We start from the raw sequence: 13,671 nt of genomic DNA on the forward strand, positions 1-13,671 counted from the left end.
AAAAGGGAGAAGTACGACATGCTCACACGGATCGACTGCACCACACATGAAGAGGTTTACCGCGTCACCGATCGTGACAGCGGGCTGGAGGGTGTCATTGCCATCCATTCGACCAAGTCTGGCCCCGCGGCGGGTGGCCTGCGGATGCGGGTGTATGATGGATTTGACGCGGCTCTGGCCGATGTTTTGGCCCTCTCGCGTGGCATGACCTACAAGAACGCTGCAGCCGGTCTGCCTTTGGGTGGCGGCAAGGCGGTGATCCTCGGCGATCCGCGCACAGACAAGACCGAAGCCCGCCTGCGGGCGATGGGCCGCGCTGTGGCCGAACTGAACGGGCGCTATTGGACCGCCGAAGACATGGGCATGTCGCCCGCGGACATGCAGGTGCTGGCGGGCGAGACCGATTTCGTTGCCGGTTTGGCCGACGGGCCTTTCGCCAGCGGCGATCCTTCGCCAGTGACCGCCAAAGGCGTGTTCAACGCGATGAAGATCGGCGCGGCGCGGCAGTTTGGCTGCCCGGACCTCGCGGGGAAACGTGTTGCGGTTCAGGGGCTTGGCCATGTCGGCTGGAGCCTGTGTGAATTTCTCAACGCGGCAGGCGCGCACCTCATCGTGGCCGACACCGATGCAGGCCGTGTGGCCGAGGCTGTGGCGACCTTTGGCGCAGAGGTGGCCGAGCCGGGTGCCATCCATGCCGTGCCTGCCGATGTCTTTGCACCTTGTGCGATTGGCGGCGTGCTGAACGCGAAAACTCTGCCCGAGATCGACGCCGCGATGATCTGTGGCGCGGCCAACAACCAATTGGCCGACGAGGCGACAGCCAAGGCATTGCACGCGCGCGGCATCCTGTATTTGCCGGATTACGTCGCCAATGGCGGGGGCATCATCAACGTCGCCACCGAAATCTTGCAGCTCGAGTCGCGCGCCGGTTTTGTGGCCGAGCGGTTGCGCCAGCTTGAAGCGACGATGCAAGGCATCCTCGACGCGGCAGCGCGCAAGGATGTCAGCCCGGCGCTGGTGGCCGATGCGACGGTGGAGCAGGGGATGCTGCGCCGCGCAGGCTAAAGACGGGTCGCCAAATGATCTGAGAGCGCCGCGTTTCGCGCGGCGCGACTCAGGCCTCCTGAATAATGCTATAGTGGTGCAGACAGGGAGGCGTCGCATGCAACTATATCCGACTATCGAACTTCAGGCTGGCCGCGTGGTGAGCCTTTATCGCGGGCGTCTGGACGAGCCGCAAATCTGGCATCGTGATCCGCTGGACTGCGCGCGGGGCTTTGCCCATGCGGGCGCAGAGTGGATCCACGTCACCGATTTTGATGCGGTCGCGGGCCAGCCGCCGCAGGACGATCTGCTGCAAGATCTGATTCGCGCCGCCGAGGTGCCGATCCAGTTTGGCGGCGGCGTGCGGTCGCGCGAGCGGATCGAACATCTGATCGATATGGGCGTCGGTCGGGTTGTGATTGGCACCGCCGCGTTAAGCAATCCGGCGCTGGTGAAAGCCGCCGCCAAATATCACCCCGATCAGATCGTGCTGGCCGTTGATGTCTATCAGGGGCGGGTGATGAGCCACGGTTGGCGCGAAACCTCGGCCTTTGAGCCGGGCGATTTCCTCGCGCAGTTTCGCGACGATCCTTTGGCGGCGATCATCATCACCGACATCGACGCGGACATCAGCGATGCTGAGGCCTCGCTTGCGCTGGTGACCGAGCTTGCCGGGGCCTCGCGCCATCCGGTGATTGCCAGCGGGCTGGTGCGCACGCTCGATGATCTGGCGCGGCTGAAATACGTGCGCAACGTGGCCGGAGCCGTGGTGGGCCGGGCGCTGTTTAACAAAAGCGTCGATCTGGGTGAGGCGCTGGCGCTGGCGGCTGGGCCGACAGAGGCGGTGGCGGAATTTCTGTAGCGGGCAGGGGTGGGCCACACCCACCCCACGCCCACCGTGGACCTGCTAAAGGTCGATGGGCTGCATGACCTCGGGGTCGATGACGTCGACACCGGGCAGCCCGTCGCGCAGCACCTCTGCCGATTGTTCAAGAATCGGGAAGGTGCGGTAGTGGCAGGGGATCACGGTCTTGAATTTGAAGTACCGCTTGGCCGCATAAGCCGCGCCTGCCATGTCCATGGTGAAGTGCCCGCCCGCCGACAGGATGCCGATGTCGGGTTTGTGGTAGTCGCCCATCCACTCCATATCGGCCATGATCGTGGTGTCGCCTGACAGATAGATCACCCGGCCCTCGGCCGCGATCATATAGCCCACTTCGCTGCCCGCCGCCTTTGGCCCGGTGTCGCTGGCGAAACTTGAGGAATGTGACGCGGGCACCATCGTGACCTTGACCCCGGCCAGCTCGACGGTGCCGCCTTTGTTAAAGCCGACCGCGTCGATGCTTTCGTGCTCGCCCCAATGGCTGAGCACGTCGTATTGCCCGACCACCGGGATATCGAGCTTGCGCGCCAGTTGCAGCACGTCGATCACATGGTCGAAATGGCAATGGGTCAGCAGGATATGCGTGGCGCCTTGGGTGGCGGCGTCATGTTGGCTTTCGTCAAGCATCGGGTTGCCGGTGAGCCAGGGGTCGATCAGGATTTTTGCCTCACCGGCGTCGAGGCGGAAAGAGCCGTGGCCGAGCCATATAAGCTGCATCTGGGGTCTCCTTTGTGATTTGGGGCATCTCTGATTTGCACCATCTCTGATTTGGACTGAGCCTAGCAGGATCAGGCGTTTGGTCTAGGCTGCGCGCGCGGGAGCGAGAGGCCAGCCTCTCGCGCTCTCCGAGGTATTTTTAAACAGAAGAAGAAGGGGTGTTGGGCACAGGTGTGGCGGCATTTGCCCAAAGGGGGCGTGTTGCGGCCTTATGTTCGCGCTTTCCCGCCGGCATATGGTTGCGGGCGGCGGGGCAGAGCGGTAAAGCGCTCCTCAGACCTGAATGCTTGGGAGTACCCCGATGTCGATTGACCAAGGCACCGCCGCCAAAGTGGCGAAACTGGCCCGCATCCGCGTGGCAGAAGCCGACCTGCCGGCGCTGGCGCAGGAATTCAACAACATCCTCGGCTTTATCGAACAGCTGAATGAAGTGGATGTTGAGGGCGTTGCGCCGATGGTGTCGGTGACGCCGATGCGTTTGAAGCGGCGCACGGACGGGGTGACGGACGGCAATCAGCAGGAAAAAGTTCTCAAGAATGCTCCTGATGCGCGGGAAGGATTTTTTGCAGTGCCGAAGGTGGTTGAGTGATGGCTGAGCTGAATGGGATGAAGATCGCCGAGGCGCGTGATGCGCTGCGCAAGGGTGATGTGACGAGTGTTGAGCTGACCGAGGCCTGTCTGTCGGCGATCGAAGGTGCCGGGGCGCTGAATGCAGTGGTGCATAAGACGCCCGAGATTGCCTTGGGCCAAGCCGCTGCGGCGGATGCGCGGATCAAGGCCGGCGACGCGCCTGACATGTGCGGTATCCCGCTTGGCATCAAGGATCTGTTCTGCACCAAGGGTGTCGCCTCGCAGGCGGCCTCGAACATCCTTGACGGGTTCAAGCCCGAGTATGAGAGCACCGTAACGCGCCAGTTGTTTGAAAGCGGCGCGGTCATGTTGGGCAAGCTCAACATGGACGAATTCGCGATGGGCTCGTCGAACGAAACCTCGACCTATGGCAACGCGGTGAACCCTTGGCGGCGTGGCAATGACGATGCTGAGCTGACGCCGGGCGGCTCGTCGGGTGGGTCGGCCTCGGCTGTGGCGGCGGACCTCTGCCTTGCCGCGACTGGCACCGACACCGGCGGCTCGATCCGACAGCCTGCTGCCTTCACCGGCATCACCGGCATCAAGCCGACCTATGGCCGCTGTTCGCGTTGGGGCATCGTGGCGTTTGCGTCGAGCCTCGACCAGGCCGGGCCGATGACCAAAGATGTGCGCGACGCGGCAATTATGCTTGAGGCGATGTGTGGCCATGATCCGATGGACAGCACCTCGGCCGATCTGGCGGTGCCGAATTTCGAGGCGATGCTGACCGGCGATATCAAAGGCAAGAAGATCGGCATTCCGCGCGAATACCACATGGACGGGATGCCCGACGAGATCGAAGCGCTCTGGGCCGAGGGCCGCAAGATGTTGCAGGATGCCGGGGCAGAGATCGTTGATATCAGCCTGCCGCACACGAAATACGCGCTGCCAACCTATTACGTGATTGCGCCTGCCGAGGCGTCTTCGAACCTCGCACGCTATGACGGCGTGCGCTATGGCCACCGCGCGCAATTGGCGCAGGGCGACGGCATCACCGAGATGTACGAAAAGACCCGCGCCGAGGGCTTTGGCCACGAAGTGCAGCGGCGCATTATGGTCGGGACTTACGTTCTGTCGGCGGGCTTTTACGATGCATATTACAACCGCGCGCGCAAGGTGCGGACGCTGATCAAGAAGGACTTCGAGGATGCGTTCGCGCAGGGGATCGACGCGATCCTGACGCCCGCCACCCCCTCGGCGGCCTTTGGTCTGGGCGAGATGAAAGACGCCGATCCGGTGCAGATGTACCTTAACGATGTCTTTACCGTCACCGTCAACCTTGCCGGTCTGCCGGGCATTTCGGTGCCTGCGGGGATCGACAAACAGGGGCTGCCTTTGGGGCTGCAACTGATCGGGCGGCCTTGGGAAGAAGGCGACCTGCTGAATTGCGCTTATGCGCTTGAGCAGGCGGCGGGTTTTGTTTCCAAGCCCGCGAAATGGTGGTAAAGCACCGCCAACGAGCAGGTATGAGGCCGTAACCATGCGTTTTTTGCTGATAAGTGTCGCGTTGAGCGGTTTGGTGGCGTGCACGACGTCGGTCCCCGATAGCGGGGCTGGCGTCGGATTCGACCGGGTTGATCAGGAACGCGACGCGCGTATGCAGCGCGATGCCCGTCTCGAAGGCGCATCGCCGGTCACCACCAGCACTTTGGACGATGACGCGGCGCAGCAGGCGCGCAACGCCAATTCTGGCGAGACCCCGCTTGATGCCAACCCGAACAACCCGCCGCCGCAGGCCGTGACCGACAGTGACGGCATCAGCCGCGAGCAGGACTTTCAGGCGGTCTCGGGCGAGCGTGACATTCAGGACGACGCCGAGCGGCTGCGCCAGGCGCAATCGCAGTATCGGGTGATCGAGCCGACCTCGCTGCCAACACGGCAAGGCGATGGCCGGCCCAATATCGTGGAATTTGCACTGCAAACCAACAATCCGGTGGGGGCGGCGGTCTACAAACGCTCCTCGCTGAACACTCAGGCCAAGCACCTGCGCAATTGTGGCGCCTTCGCCAGCCCCGATCTGGCGCAAGAGGAGTTCCTCGCCAACGGTGGCCCGCAGAAAGACCGTAAGGCGCTTGATCCCGATGGCGACGGCTTTGCCTGCGCGTGGGATCCTATCCCGTTCCGCCGAGTGCGGGGCGGCTGACCCTTGCGCGATCCGCAGGCGCTCTGGCACCCGTCACCCAATTGCGGTGCGCGGCGGCTGGGTGCCTTGCCCGACATTGTGGTGCTGCATTACACCGCGATGCCCCAGACCTCTGCCGCCCGTGACTGGCTCTGCAATCCCGAGGCCGAGGTCTCGGCGCATTACCTGATTTCCACCACTGGTGATCTGATCCAGATGGTGGCCGAAGACCAGCGCGCCTGGCACGCTGGGGCCGGGCGCTGGGGCGCGGTCACCGACGTCAATTCGCGCTCGATCGGGATCGAGATCACCAACACCGGCGCACAGCCGTTCTCCGAGCCGCAGATGGCCTGTGTCGAGGCGCTGCTGGCGCGGATCATGGCGCGCTGGGCGATCCCGCCAGAGCGCGTCATTGGCCACTCTGACATGGCACCGGGGCGCAAGATCGATCCGGGCCGCCGCTTTGACTGGCTCCGGCTGGCGCGTGCCGGTCTGTCGGTCTGGCCCGCGCCTGCCGAGGGCACCGCGCCGGACTCAGCGCAGTTCCGCACGCTGGCTGCAAAGGTCGGCTATACGGCCGAGGCCACCGACGCCGTGCTGCTTGATGCCATCCGCGCCCGTTTTCGCCCTTGGGCCTCTGGCCCGCTCACATCCGCCGATATGGCGGCGCTGAGTGACCTTGCCGCACGCTTTCCCGTTGACCGCGCCGCCGCCAGCGCCTAGATGCGCCCTGCGCGGAAGGCTGGATGGCCGCGGGGGGCAACCCTCGAGGAAAGTCCGGACTCCATGAAGTAACGGTGCCGGGTAACGCCCGGGCGGGGCAACCCGACGGAGAGCGCCACAGAGAACAGACTGCCCTGGTCGCACCGAAGGTGCGCCTTTGACTGCGACTCAGGGTAAAGGTGAAACGGTGGGGTAAGAGCCCACCGGGGGGCTGGCAACAGCGCCCGCATGGCAAGCCCCACCGGGAGCAATGCCAAATAGGGGCCTCGCGCGCGTTTGATCCTTTCGGGGATATCTGCGCAGGGACACTTCAGCCCGAGAGGCCCGGGTTGGCAGCTAGAGGTGCATGGGCAACCATGTGCCAAGAAGAATGGTCATCAACGGTCGCAAGGCCGTCACAGAATCCGGCTTACAGGCCTTCCGCGCACTTTATCGGCCCAAGCACCACGCCAAGTTTTTCACCGTCCCAGTCCTTCTTCTGTTCAAAAATACCTCGGGGGAGGGGCCGAAGGCCACGGGGGCAGAGCCCCCAAACACCCTGGGGCAGAGCCCCCAAACTCTCCTAGGGCGGAACCCCAAACGACACTGTGACATAGCCCGCCAAACCCATAAGGCAGAGCAGTAATGCGACCAATTTCGCCGGTGAGCCTTTGCCAATCGAAATCCACGAGAATAGCGCTTGACTCGGGGCCACATCACGGTAGAAGGCGAACCTCATAGAGATTTACGAGAGCGCGTAGGCACTGGCCCGCGCCACGCAGGAGACGAGAAATGGCGAAGCCGACCACAATCAAGATCCGCCTGAATTCGACCGCGGGCACCGGCCACTTTTATGTGACCAAGAAGAACGCGCGGACGATGACCGAGAAAATGACACAGCGCAAGTACGACCCCGTCGTGCGCAAGCATGTGGAATACAAGGAAGGCAAGATCAAGTAAGCGATCTTCCGACCGAACGAACAGAACGCCGTGCAGCCCTTGGCCGCGCGGCGTTTTTCGTTGCGCGCCACCTATTGCGCGCCACCTATTGCGCGCCACCTATTGCGCCCGGCCTATTGTGCCTGACCAATTGTGCCTGACCTGTAGTTCCAAACCTGTTGTGTGAGGTCGGTTGCGGCGCGCGCAGAGGGAGGCAACCCAGCGGTTCGTCCAAGCTATGACAGGCGGTATGCCAGAAGCCATGGCAGGCGCTTTGACAGGGAGTGTGACGGGGGGCTCCCCAGCGCCTGTCGGGCGGGGCTGGTATCGGTCCCAATGACCTCTGCTCGTCTCCTACACTACGGCCCCTTGTTGGCTGTGCAGCGCGGCCACCGCACGCCACCTGTGACAAACAAAAAGGGCCGGTTGTTTCCAACCGGCCCCTTCGAATTCAAAGCGATACCCGCTTACTCGCGGTTGCCGAACAGTTGCAGCAAGAACATGAACATGTTGATGAAGTCGAGGTAGAGGTTCAGCGCCCCCATGATCGCCGACTTCGCCAGCCACTCGCTGTCGCCGTGATGGGCATGCGCGAGGTAGGTGTTCTTGATCTTCTGCGTATCATAAGCTGTCAGGCCAGCGAAAATCAGCACACCCAGGATCGAGATCGCGAACATGATCTCGGGCGAACCAAGGAAGATGTTGACGATCGACGCCACGATCAGGCCAATCACGCCCATGATCAGGAACGATCCCCAGCCGGAGATGTCCTTCTTGGTGGTGTAGCCAAACAGGCTCAGACCCGCGAAGGCGATCGAGGTGATCAGAAAGACCTGCGCAATCGAATAGTCGGTGAAGGCCACGAAGATCCAGCTGAGCGACAGGCCCATGACGGCTGCGAAGACATAGAAGAACAGTTGCGCACCGGCGGCCGACAGCTTGTTGATCGCGGCACCGAAAGCAAAAACCATGCCAAGCGGCGCGAACATGATGATCCAGCCCAGAATGTTGGGTTGCAGCGTCGCCGGATCGCGGAACACAGCGAGCAGCGACGGGTTCGACCCGACCGCCCAAGCCACCGCGAAGGTGATCAGCATGCCTACGGACATCGTGCCGTAGACCTTATTCATGTGGGCGCGCAGTCCCTCGTCAATCTGGGCGGCGCGGGCGCCTGCCGCAGACGTCCGGATTGTGTTGTAGTCAGCCATCGATTCCCTCCGAAAAAGACATGTGGCCCGCGAATGCGCGCCGTCCTGCCAAATATTGGCGGAACGGCGCGGATTTTCAAGATGTTCAGCGGGTGCGAAGGGTTAATTTCGCGAGAATTGAGCCAAGTCAGCGCAACCAGTGGCACGGAACATCCCAAAACGGGCGCGCGGCCTCTTGCTGCGCCTCGGACGCGGACACACCGATATCCGCAAGCCGCGCGGGATCAAGCTGTGCCAGCGCGCGGCGTTGGCGGTACAGCGCGGCCAATTCGGCAAGGCGGGGCAGGGCGGCGCGTTTGCGTGGGCTGCGGGCAATTGCGAGGGGGCTGGTCATGGGGTCTCTCCTCATTTCTTGATGGATCATCGGTGTAGCATTTCACTTATTGATATCTAGGCCCGCGCCATCCATAGTGGAAACGAATGTTTATGATCCAACGTATCACAAGGGGTGATGTTAGTGCGCAATCTTGATGTAACCGTGCTGCGCAGTTTCGTGGCGGTGGCGCAAACCGGCGGCGTGACCCGCGCGGCGGGCTTTCTCAACCTCACGCAATCGGCGGTCTCGATGCAGCTCAAACGGCTCGAAGAATTGCTCGGGCTCGAGCTGCTTGACCGCTCGGCCCGCCGCATCGCCCTGACCGGGTCGGGCGAGCAGCTGCTGGGCTATGCCAAACGCATGGTCGAGCTGAACGACGAGGCCTTTGCCCGGCTGACCCATGAGGAATACTCCGGCCAACTGACCCTGGGCGTGCCTTATGACATCGTCTATCCGGTGGTGCCGCGCGTGATGCAACGTTTTGCCGCCGAGATGCCGCGGGTGCGGGTGCAGCTTGTCACCGGCCACACGGCCGCGCTCAAGGCCGACTTCGCCCGTGGCGCGCTTGATCTGATCCTGACCACCGAAAGCGAGGTTGATACCGGCGGCGAGACCCTGACCGAGATTGCTCTGCGGTGGATCGGCGCACCGGACGGGCAGGCGTGGCGGCAGCGGCCGCTTTGTCTCGCGCAGGCCCGGGTCTGTGCCTTTCGCAGCGGCATCGTGGAAAAACTGGATGCGGCGGGCCTCGACTGGATTTCGGTGGTCGACACCGACAGTGATCGCACGGTCGAGGCCACGGTCAGCGCCGATCTGGCGGTCTGCGCGCTGCTCGAAGGCACCGCGCCCAAAGAGCTGATTGAGCTGCCGGCGTCCTGCGATCTGCCTGATCTGGGCAGCTATCGCATCAACGTGTATCGCAACCGGCAATCCGGCCAGAAGCCTGTGGATGTTTTGGCCGACATGATCGAACAGGGTTACGATACGCTCTAGGTTGACGGGGCAAAGGTCTGATATTGCCGCGTTTTACAGCGTCACCACAACCTTGCCGGTGGATTTGCGGTCGCGCAGCAGTGCCATCGCGGTGGCGGCCTCCTCTAACGGCAAAGTGTGGCTGATATGCGGGGTAATGCGGCCTTGGCTGTGCCACTCCATCAGAGTTTTCATCGACTCTGCAATGACTTGCGGTTTGAATTTCAAATATCCGCCCCAGTAGAGCCCGAGCACCGAGAGATTTTTGACCAGCAGATGGTTGGACTTGATCTGGGGAACGTCGCCGCTGGCAAAGCCAATCGGCAGCAGCCGGGCCTCGGGGTTGCAGGCGCGAAAGGCGGCCTCGAATTGCGTGCCGCCGACCGGATCATAGACCACATCCGCCCCGCCGAGCGCCTTGACCTCGGCGCGCAGATCGCAGGTTTCAGAGTCCAGCAGGTGGTGTGCCCCGGCAGCGCGCGCCGCTTGAAGCTTTTCAGGGCCGCGCGCACAGGCGATCACAGTGGCCCCCATGATCCGCCCGATCTCGACCGCCGTCAGCCCGACTCCGCCCGATGCGCCCAAAACCAGCAGGTTTTCCCCCGGCTGAAGGCGCGCGCGGTGCGCAAGCGCGACGTGTGACGTACCGTAAGCGATCTGAAACGCGGCGGCGTCTGCGAAACTCATCGTTTCCGGAAGCGAAACAGCGCGCGCAGCCTCGAAACAGCCGAACTCGGCCAGACCGCCCTGACCGCCGAACACCGCGACGCGGGTGCCCACGGCGGGGCCGTCAACCTCTGGCCCAAGCGCGTCAACCGTGCCCGCAACCTCCATCCCAAGGGTGAAAGGGGCGTCGGGTGTGTCTTGGTAAGTGCCTTTCTCCATTAGCAAATCTGCAAAATTCAATCCGCATGTTGCAATTTTAACACGGATTTCCCCGGGGCCAGGAGCCGGGATTTCGATGTCGGACAATTGCGCCGGGGCGCCGGCGGAGGCGATATGAAAGGCTCGCATTTTGGTCGATGTTTCCTGTAAATCGGGTTGTTTCGCTTTACAGTTTCCGGTCGCCGTCCCAATGTAAAGCGCATGACATGTCACGCCAATGGCCTCAGAAGCGGTGTTCTCTTACCGTTTTGCGTGTGCGTTTTGTTAACCGTAAACCTTTTACGCGTTCTTTTTTCTTGCTTTCTGAAGTTCCTCCCGTATCTTTTCCGGTGCTGCAGGGGTGCACTGTCAAGAAAAATGTGGGTTCCACTCGATCCCACTATAACAATCGTATGTGATGTCCGGGTCTGAAAGGGCCGGGAAACGGAGTCGCATCAAGTGAAGGATGAATAACATGCCACACCCCGTGGACGTTCATGTTGGCAAACGCATCAGGCACCGCCGTTGGCTGGTTGGGATGACCCAGCAACAGTTGGCCGAACATGTCGGTATCAAGTTCCAGCAGATTCAGAAATATGAGACCGGTGCGAACCGTGTCAGCGCCTCGCGGCTCTGGGACATTGCCGATGCTCTTGAGGTGCCTGTAAGCTTTTTCTTTGAAGGCATCGAAGAGGGCGAGGCCCCTGCGGCGCAATCGCCGGACAAGGGTGTGCCTGCCGATCTTCTTGGCGACAAAGAAGCATTGGATCTGGTTCGTTCCTACTACGCGATTCCGGAAAATCAGCGTCGGCGGTTGTTCGAGCTTGCCCGTGTGTTGAGCGACGTCGCATAAGTCACCCCAAGTGGCGGCCCTCGGGCCGCACCAACGGGGGCGATGGACATGCAAGATGATGACGTGAGCCACCTCTGGCAGGTGGCCGATAGAATGGCCGACGCAGCGCGTGCGGCCATTTTGCCGTATTTCAGGGGCACGGCGTTGGACACAACGTCCAAGCTTGCCGCCGGATTCGATCCGGTCACGGTCGCGGATCGCGCGGCAGAGACAGCGATGCGCGCGGTGTTGGCCGAGATGCGGCCCGATGACGGCATTTTAGGCGAAGAATTTGGCGCGACCGAGGGCCGCAGTGGGCTGACGTGGGTGCTTGACCCGATCGACGGCACGCGCGGGTTTATCAGCGGCACCCCGACCTGGGGCGTGCTGATCGCGCTGTCAAACGCGGATGGCCCGATGCTGGGCATCATCGACCAGCCGTATATCGGCGAGCGGTTTCGCGGTGGCTTTGGAACGGCGCGGATGGACGGGCCGCAGGGCGGGCGTGATTTGCGCACGCGGCAGACCAAAACTCTCGATAAGGCGTTGTTGTTTACCACCTTTCCCGAGGTGGGCAGCGCTGAGGAACGCGCCGGATTTGAACGGGTGGCGGCCGAGGTGCAGCTGACGCGGTTTGGGATGGACTGCTATGCCTATGCGCTTTTGGCGGCGGGGCAGGTTGATCTGGTGATCGAGGCGGGGCTGAACGCCTATGACATTCAGGCTCCGATTGCGGTGATCCAAGCCGCTGGCGGCGTGGTGACGGATTGGCAAGGCGGCCCGGCGCATGACGGTGGCCGGGTCATTGCGGCGGCCAATCGGGACATCCATGCCAAGGCTTTGGCGCGTCTCAACGCTTGATCGTGCGGCGAGGCTTGGGTAACCTGCGGCACGTTGCGCGAACTTTGCCCATTACCGGCGCGGCGGATTCACCTCAGAAATGGGCGCACCTCTGAGGTTTTTCCCATGACGGAAATTTTGCTGAAAACAGTCGGGCTTGGCCTGACGATGGATGACGCGGGCAGTGAGCTTGCGGGCTGTGACATTCGCCTGAAAGACGGCGTGATTGCCGAGATTGGCACCGGGCTTGAGACGCGCGGCGAGGTGGTGAATGCCGCCGGTTGCCTTGTCACGCCGGGGCTGGTGAACACCCACCACCATTTGTACCAGACGCTGACCCGCGCGGTGCCGGGCGGGCAGGATGCGCTGTTGTTTGGCTGGCTCAAGACGCTCTATCCGATCTGGGCGCGCTTTGGTCCGGAAGAGATGTTTACCTCGGCCCAAGTCGGGCTGGCCGAACTGGCCCTGTCGGGGTGCACGATGTCGTCGGATCACCTGTATCTGTATCCCGGCGGCGCGCGGTTGGACGACACGATTGCGGCGGCGCAAGAGGTTGGTCTGCGGTTTCATCCGACACGCGGCGCGATGTCGATTGGCGAAAGCGATGGCGGTCTGCCACCGGATTCGCTGGTCGAGCGTGAGGCGGCGATTCTGGAGGATATGATCCGGGTGGTGGACGCGCATCACGATGCACGCGAGGGCGCGATGGTGCGGGTCGGACTGGCGCCCTGTTCGCCGTTTTCGGTGAGCCGTGACCTGATGCGCGATGCGGCGGTTCTGGCGCGTGACAAGGGGGTGATGTTGCACACCCATCTGGCGGAAAATGACGAGGACATCGCCTATTCGCTGGAGAAATTTGGCTGTCGTCCAGGGCAATATGCCGAGGACTTGGGGTGGACCGGCGAAGATGTCTGGCACGCGCATTGCGTCAAACTGGACACGCAAGAGATTGATCTGTTTGCGAAAAGCCTGACTGGGGTGGCGCATTGCCCCTGTTCGAACTGCCGGCTTGGCTCGGGGATTGCGCCGGTGCGGGCGATGCGGGATGCGGGCGTTCGGGTGGGTCTTGGCGTGGATGGATCAGCGTCGAATGACAGCGGAAATCTGGTGGCCGAGGCGCGGCAAGCGATGTTGTTGCAGCGGGTCGCGCGCGGGGCCGATGCGATGTCGGCGCGTGAGGCGCTGCGGATTGCGACGCGGGGCGGGGCCGAGGTTTTGGGCCGGCACGACTGCGGCCAGATCGCGGTGGGCAAACGGGCCGATCTGGCGATCTGGGACATGTCGGGCGTAGAGGCGGCGGGCAGTTGGGACATGGCGGCGCTGTTGCTGGCCGGGCCGACGCGGGTGCGCGATCTGTTTGTCGAGGGGCGCGCGGTGGTGCGGGGCGGCGAGGTGGTGTCGTTTGATCTGGGCGCGGCGGTGCGGCGGCAGAACGTGCTGGCGCAGCGGCTGATGGCTTAGGGCGGCGTTTCTAAGAAATGAGTGCTTCCGCACGCTTTATTTTGCTCGGGGCGAGGTGACGTTTCCTTATTTAGCGTGGCGTGGGTGGCACTGGATTTGCATCTGCTGAGAGGCGCTTGAGGGGGCTGTCTGCCCCTCAAG

The 13,671-nt window shown here is 62.6% G+C and carries 15 protein-coding genes and 1 other RNA gene; 12 read left to right on the plus strand and 4 right to left on the minus strand.

What is annotated here, in order from left to right; all coding sequences use genetic code 11:
* The first annotated feature begins 18 nt into the window (after positions 1 to 18).
* Both ACW9UO_RS15320 and ACW9UO_RS15325 read left to right on the plus strand, forming a co-directional pair.
* Entirely contained in the window at positions 19 to 1,065 is a 1,047-nt protein-coding gene (locus ACW9UO_RS15320; protein ID WP_457086639.1) for a Glu/Leu/Phe/Val family dehydrogenase, read from the plus strand.
* 97 nt (positions 1,066 to 1,162) lie between these two features.
* Entirely contained in the window at positions 1,163 to 1,906 is a 744-nt protein-coding gene (locus ACW9UO_RS15325; protein ID WP_457086640.1) for a 1-(5-phosphoribosyl)-5-[(5-phosphoribosylamino)methylideneamino]imidazole-4-carboxamide isomerase, read from the plus strand.
* A gap of 45 nt (positions 1,907 to 1,951) precedes the next feature.
* On the opposite strand, the gene ACW9UO_RS15330 is transcribed toward ACW9UO_RS15325, so the two are convergent.
* Positions 1,952 to 2,644: a metal-dependent hydrolase gene (locus tag ACW9UO_RS15330; protein WP_457086641.1), complete on the minus strand. Its 693-nt coding sequence runs from the start codon at positions 2,642 to 2,644 to the stop codon at positions 1,952 to 1,954.
* Positions 2,645 to 2,945: 301 nt separating this feature from the next.
* On the opposite strand from ACW9UO_RS15330, the gene gatC reads away from it, so the two are divergent.
* The 6 genes from gatC to rpmG all read left to right on the plus strand — a co-directional run bounded on the left by gatC (position 2,946) and on the right by rpmG (position 7,058).
* Positions 2,946 to 3,233 carry an Asp-tRNA(Asn)/Glu-tRNA(Gln) amidotransferase subunit GatC gene (gene gatC / locus ACW9UO_RS15335; RefSeq protein WP_457086642.1) on the plus strand — a complete coding sequence of 96 codons (288 nt, stop codon included), beginning with the start codon at positions 2,946 to 2,948 and terminating at the stop codon, positions 3,231 to 3,233.
* The gene (gatA, locus tag ACW9UO_RS15340; protein WP_457086643.1) at positions 3,233 to 4,720 is read left to right on the plus strand and encodes an Asp-tRNA(Asn)/Glu-tRNA(Gln) amidotransferase subunit GatA; all 1,488 of its coding nucleotides are present in this window, start codon (positions 3,233 to 3,235) and stop codon (positions 4,718 to 4,720) included. Before gatC ends, gatA begins: the two co-directional genes overlap by 1 nt.
* A gap of 34 nt (positions 4,721 to 4,754) precedes the next feature.
* Positions 4,755 to 5,417, plus strand: a complete 663-nt coding sequence (locus ACW9UO_RS15345) for a hypothetical protein (protein WP_457086644.1) — start codon at positions 4,755 to 4,757, stop codon at positions 5,415 to 5,417.
* A 3-nt stretch (positions 5,418 to 5,420) separates the two neighbouring features.
* Complete coding sequence (locus tag ACW9UO_RS15350; RefSeq protein WP_457086645.1) at positions 5,421 to 6,119, plus strand: N-acetylmuramoyl-L-alanine amidase; 699 nt, start codon at positions 5,421 to 5,423, stop codon at positions 6,117 to 6,119.
* Positions 6,120 to 6,130: 11 nt separating this feature from the next.
* An RNA gene (rnpB, locus tag ACW9UO_RS15355) (RNase P RNA component class A) lies at positions 6,131 to 6,547 on the plus strand.
* 343 nt (positions 6,548 to 6,890) lie between these two features.
* Positions 6,891 to 7,058 carry a 50S ribosomal protein L33 gene (gene rpmG / locus ACW9UO_RS15360; protein WP_417523172.1) on the plus strand — a complete coding sequence of 56 codons (168 nt, stop codon included), beginning with the start codon at positions 6,891 to 6,893 and terminating at the stop codon, positions 7,056 to 7,058.
* A gap of 446 nt (positions 7,059 to 7,504) precedes the next feature.
* Here rpmG and ACW9UO_RS15365 read toward each other — a convergent pair whose 3' ends face one another.
* Both ACW9UO_RS15365 and ACW9UO_RS15370 read right to left on the minus strand, forming a co-directional pair.
* A complete protein-coding gene (locus ACW9UO_RS15365) occupies positions 7,505 to 8,245 on the minus strand; it encodes a Bax inhibitor-1/YccA family protein (RefSeq protein ID WP_457086646.1) in 741 nt (246 codons plus the stop codon).
* Positions 8,246 to 8,372: 127 nt separating this feature from the next.
* A complete protein-coding gene (locus ACW9UO_RS15370; protein ID WP_457086647.1) occupies positions 8,373 to 8,579 on the minus strand; it encodes a DUF1127 domain-containing protein in 207 nt (68 codons plus the stop codon).
* A 117-nt stretch (positions 8,580 to 8,696) separates the two neighbouring features.
* On the opposite strand from ACW9UO_RS15370, the gene ACW9UO_RS15375 reads away from it, so the two are divergent.
* Entirely contained in the window at positions 8,697 to 9,554 is an 858-nt protein-coding gene (locus ACW9UO_RS15375) for a LysR family transcriptional regulator (protein ID WP_457086648.1), read from the plus strand.
* Positions 9,555 to 9,587: 33 nt separating this feature from the next.
* Here the strand turns inward: ACW9UO_RS15375 and ACW9UO_RS15380 are convergent, their stop codons facing one another.
* On the minus strand, positions 9,588 to 10,547 hold the full coding sequence (locus ACW9UO_RS15380; protein WP_457086649.1) for an NADPH:quinone oxidoreductase family protein: 960 nt from the start codon (positions 10,545 to 10,547) through the stop codon (positions 9,588 to 9,590).
* A 325-nt stretch (positions 10,548 to 10,872) separates the two neighbouring features.
* Between ACW9UO_RS15380 and ACW9UO_RS15385 the strand changes: the two genes are divergently transcribed.
* The 3 genes from ACW9UO_RS15385 to ACW9UO_RS15395 all read left to right on the plus strand — a co-directional run bounded on the left by ACW9UO_RS15385 (position 10,873) and on the right by ACW9UO_RS15395 (position 13,530).
* Positions 10,873 to 11,250, plus strand: a complete 378-nt coding sequence (locus ACW9UO_RS15385) for a helix-turn-helix domain-containing protein (RefSeq protein ID WP_457086650.1) — start codon at positions 10,873 to 10,875, stop codon at positions 11,248 to 11,250.
* 48 nt (positions 11,251 to 11,298) lie between these two features.
* Positions 11,299 to 12,090, plus strand: a complete 792-nt coding sequence (gene hisN, locus ACW9UO_RS15390; RefSeq protein ID WP_457086651.1) for a histidinol-phosphatase — start codon at positions 11,299 to 11,301, stop codon at positions 12,088 to 12,090.
* A 105-nt stretch (positions 12,091 to 12,195) separates the two neighbouring features.
* The gene (locus ACW9UO_RS15395) at positions 12,196 to 13,530 is read left to right on the plus strand and encodes an 8-oxoguanine deaminase (protein ID WP_457086652.1); all 1,335 of its coding nucleotides are present in this window, start codon (positions 12,196 to 12,198) and stop codon (positions 13,528 to 13,530) included.
* Positions 13,531 to 13,671 lie beyond the last annotated feature (141 nt).

Source organism: Marinovum sedimenti (assembly GCF_054052205.1).

Bases quoted from the DNA above. Each gene is read 5' to 3' on its own strand.
- ACW9UO_RS15370 (WP_457086647.1), bottom strand. From the start codon at position 8,579: ATGACCAGCCCCCTCGCAATTGCCCGCAGCCCACGCAAACGCGCCGCC.
- ACW9UO_RS15395 (WP_457086652.1), top strand. From the start codon at position 12,196: ATGACGGAAATTTTGCTGAAAACAGTCGGGCTTGGCCTGACGATGGAT.
- ACW9UO_RS15325 (WP_457086640.1), top strand. From the start codon at position 1,163: ATGCAACTATATCCGACTATCGAACTTCAGGCTGGCCGCGTGGTGAGC.
- ACW9UO_RS15320 (WP_457086639.1), top strand. From the start codon at position 19: ATGCTCACACGGATCGACTGCACCACACATGAAGAGGTTTACCGCGTC.
- ACW9UO_RS15345 (WP_457086644.1), top strand. From the start codon at position 4,755: ATGCGTTTTTTGCTGATAAGTGTCGCGTTGAGCGGTTTGGTGGCGTGC.
- ACW9UO_RS15330 (WP_457086641.1), bottom strand. From the start codon at position 2,644: ATGCAGCTTATATGGCTCGGCCACGGCTCTTTCCGCCTCGACGCCGGT.
- ACW9UO_RS15375 (WP_457086648.1), top strand. From the start codon at position 8,697: ATGTTAGTGCGCAATCTTGATGTAACCGTGCTGCGCAGTTTCGTGGCG.
- ACW9UO_RS15380 (WP_457086649.1), bottom strand. From the start codon at position 10,547: ATGCGAGCCTTTCATATCGCCTCCGCCGGCGCCCCGGCGCAATTGTCC.
- gatC (WP_457086642.1), top strand. From the start codon at position 2,946: ATGTCGATTGACCAAGGCACCGCCGCCAAAGTGGCGAAACTGGCCCGC.
- hisN (WP_457086651.1), top strand. From the start codon at position 11,299: ATGCAAGATGATGACGTGAGCCACCTCTGGCAGGTGGCCGATAGAATG.
- gatA (WP_457086643.1), top strand. From the start codon at position 3,233: ATGGCTGAGCTGAATGGGATGAAGATCGCCGAGGCGCGTGATGCGCTG.
- ACW9UO_RS15385 (WP_457086650.1), top strand. From the start codon at position 10,873: ATGCCACACCCCGTGGACGTTCATGTTGGCAAACGCATCAGGCACCGC.
- rpmG (WP_417523172.1), top strand. From the start codon at position 6,891: ATGGCGAAGCCGACCACAATCAAGATCCGCCTGAATTCGACCGCGGGC.
- ACW9UO_RS15365 (WP_457086646.1), bottom strand. From the start codon at position 8,245: ATGGCTGACTACAACACAATCCGGACGTCTGCGGCAGGCGCCCGCGCC.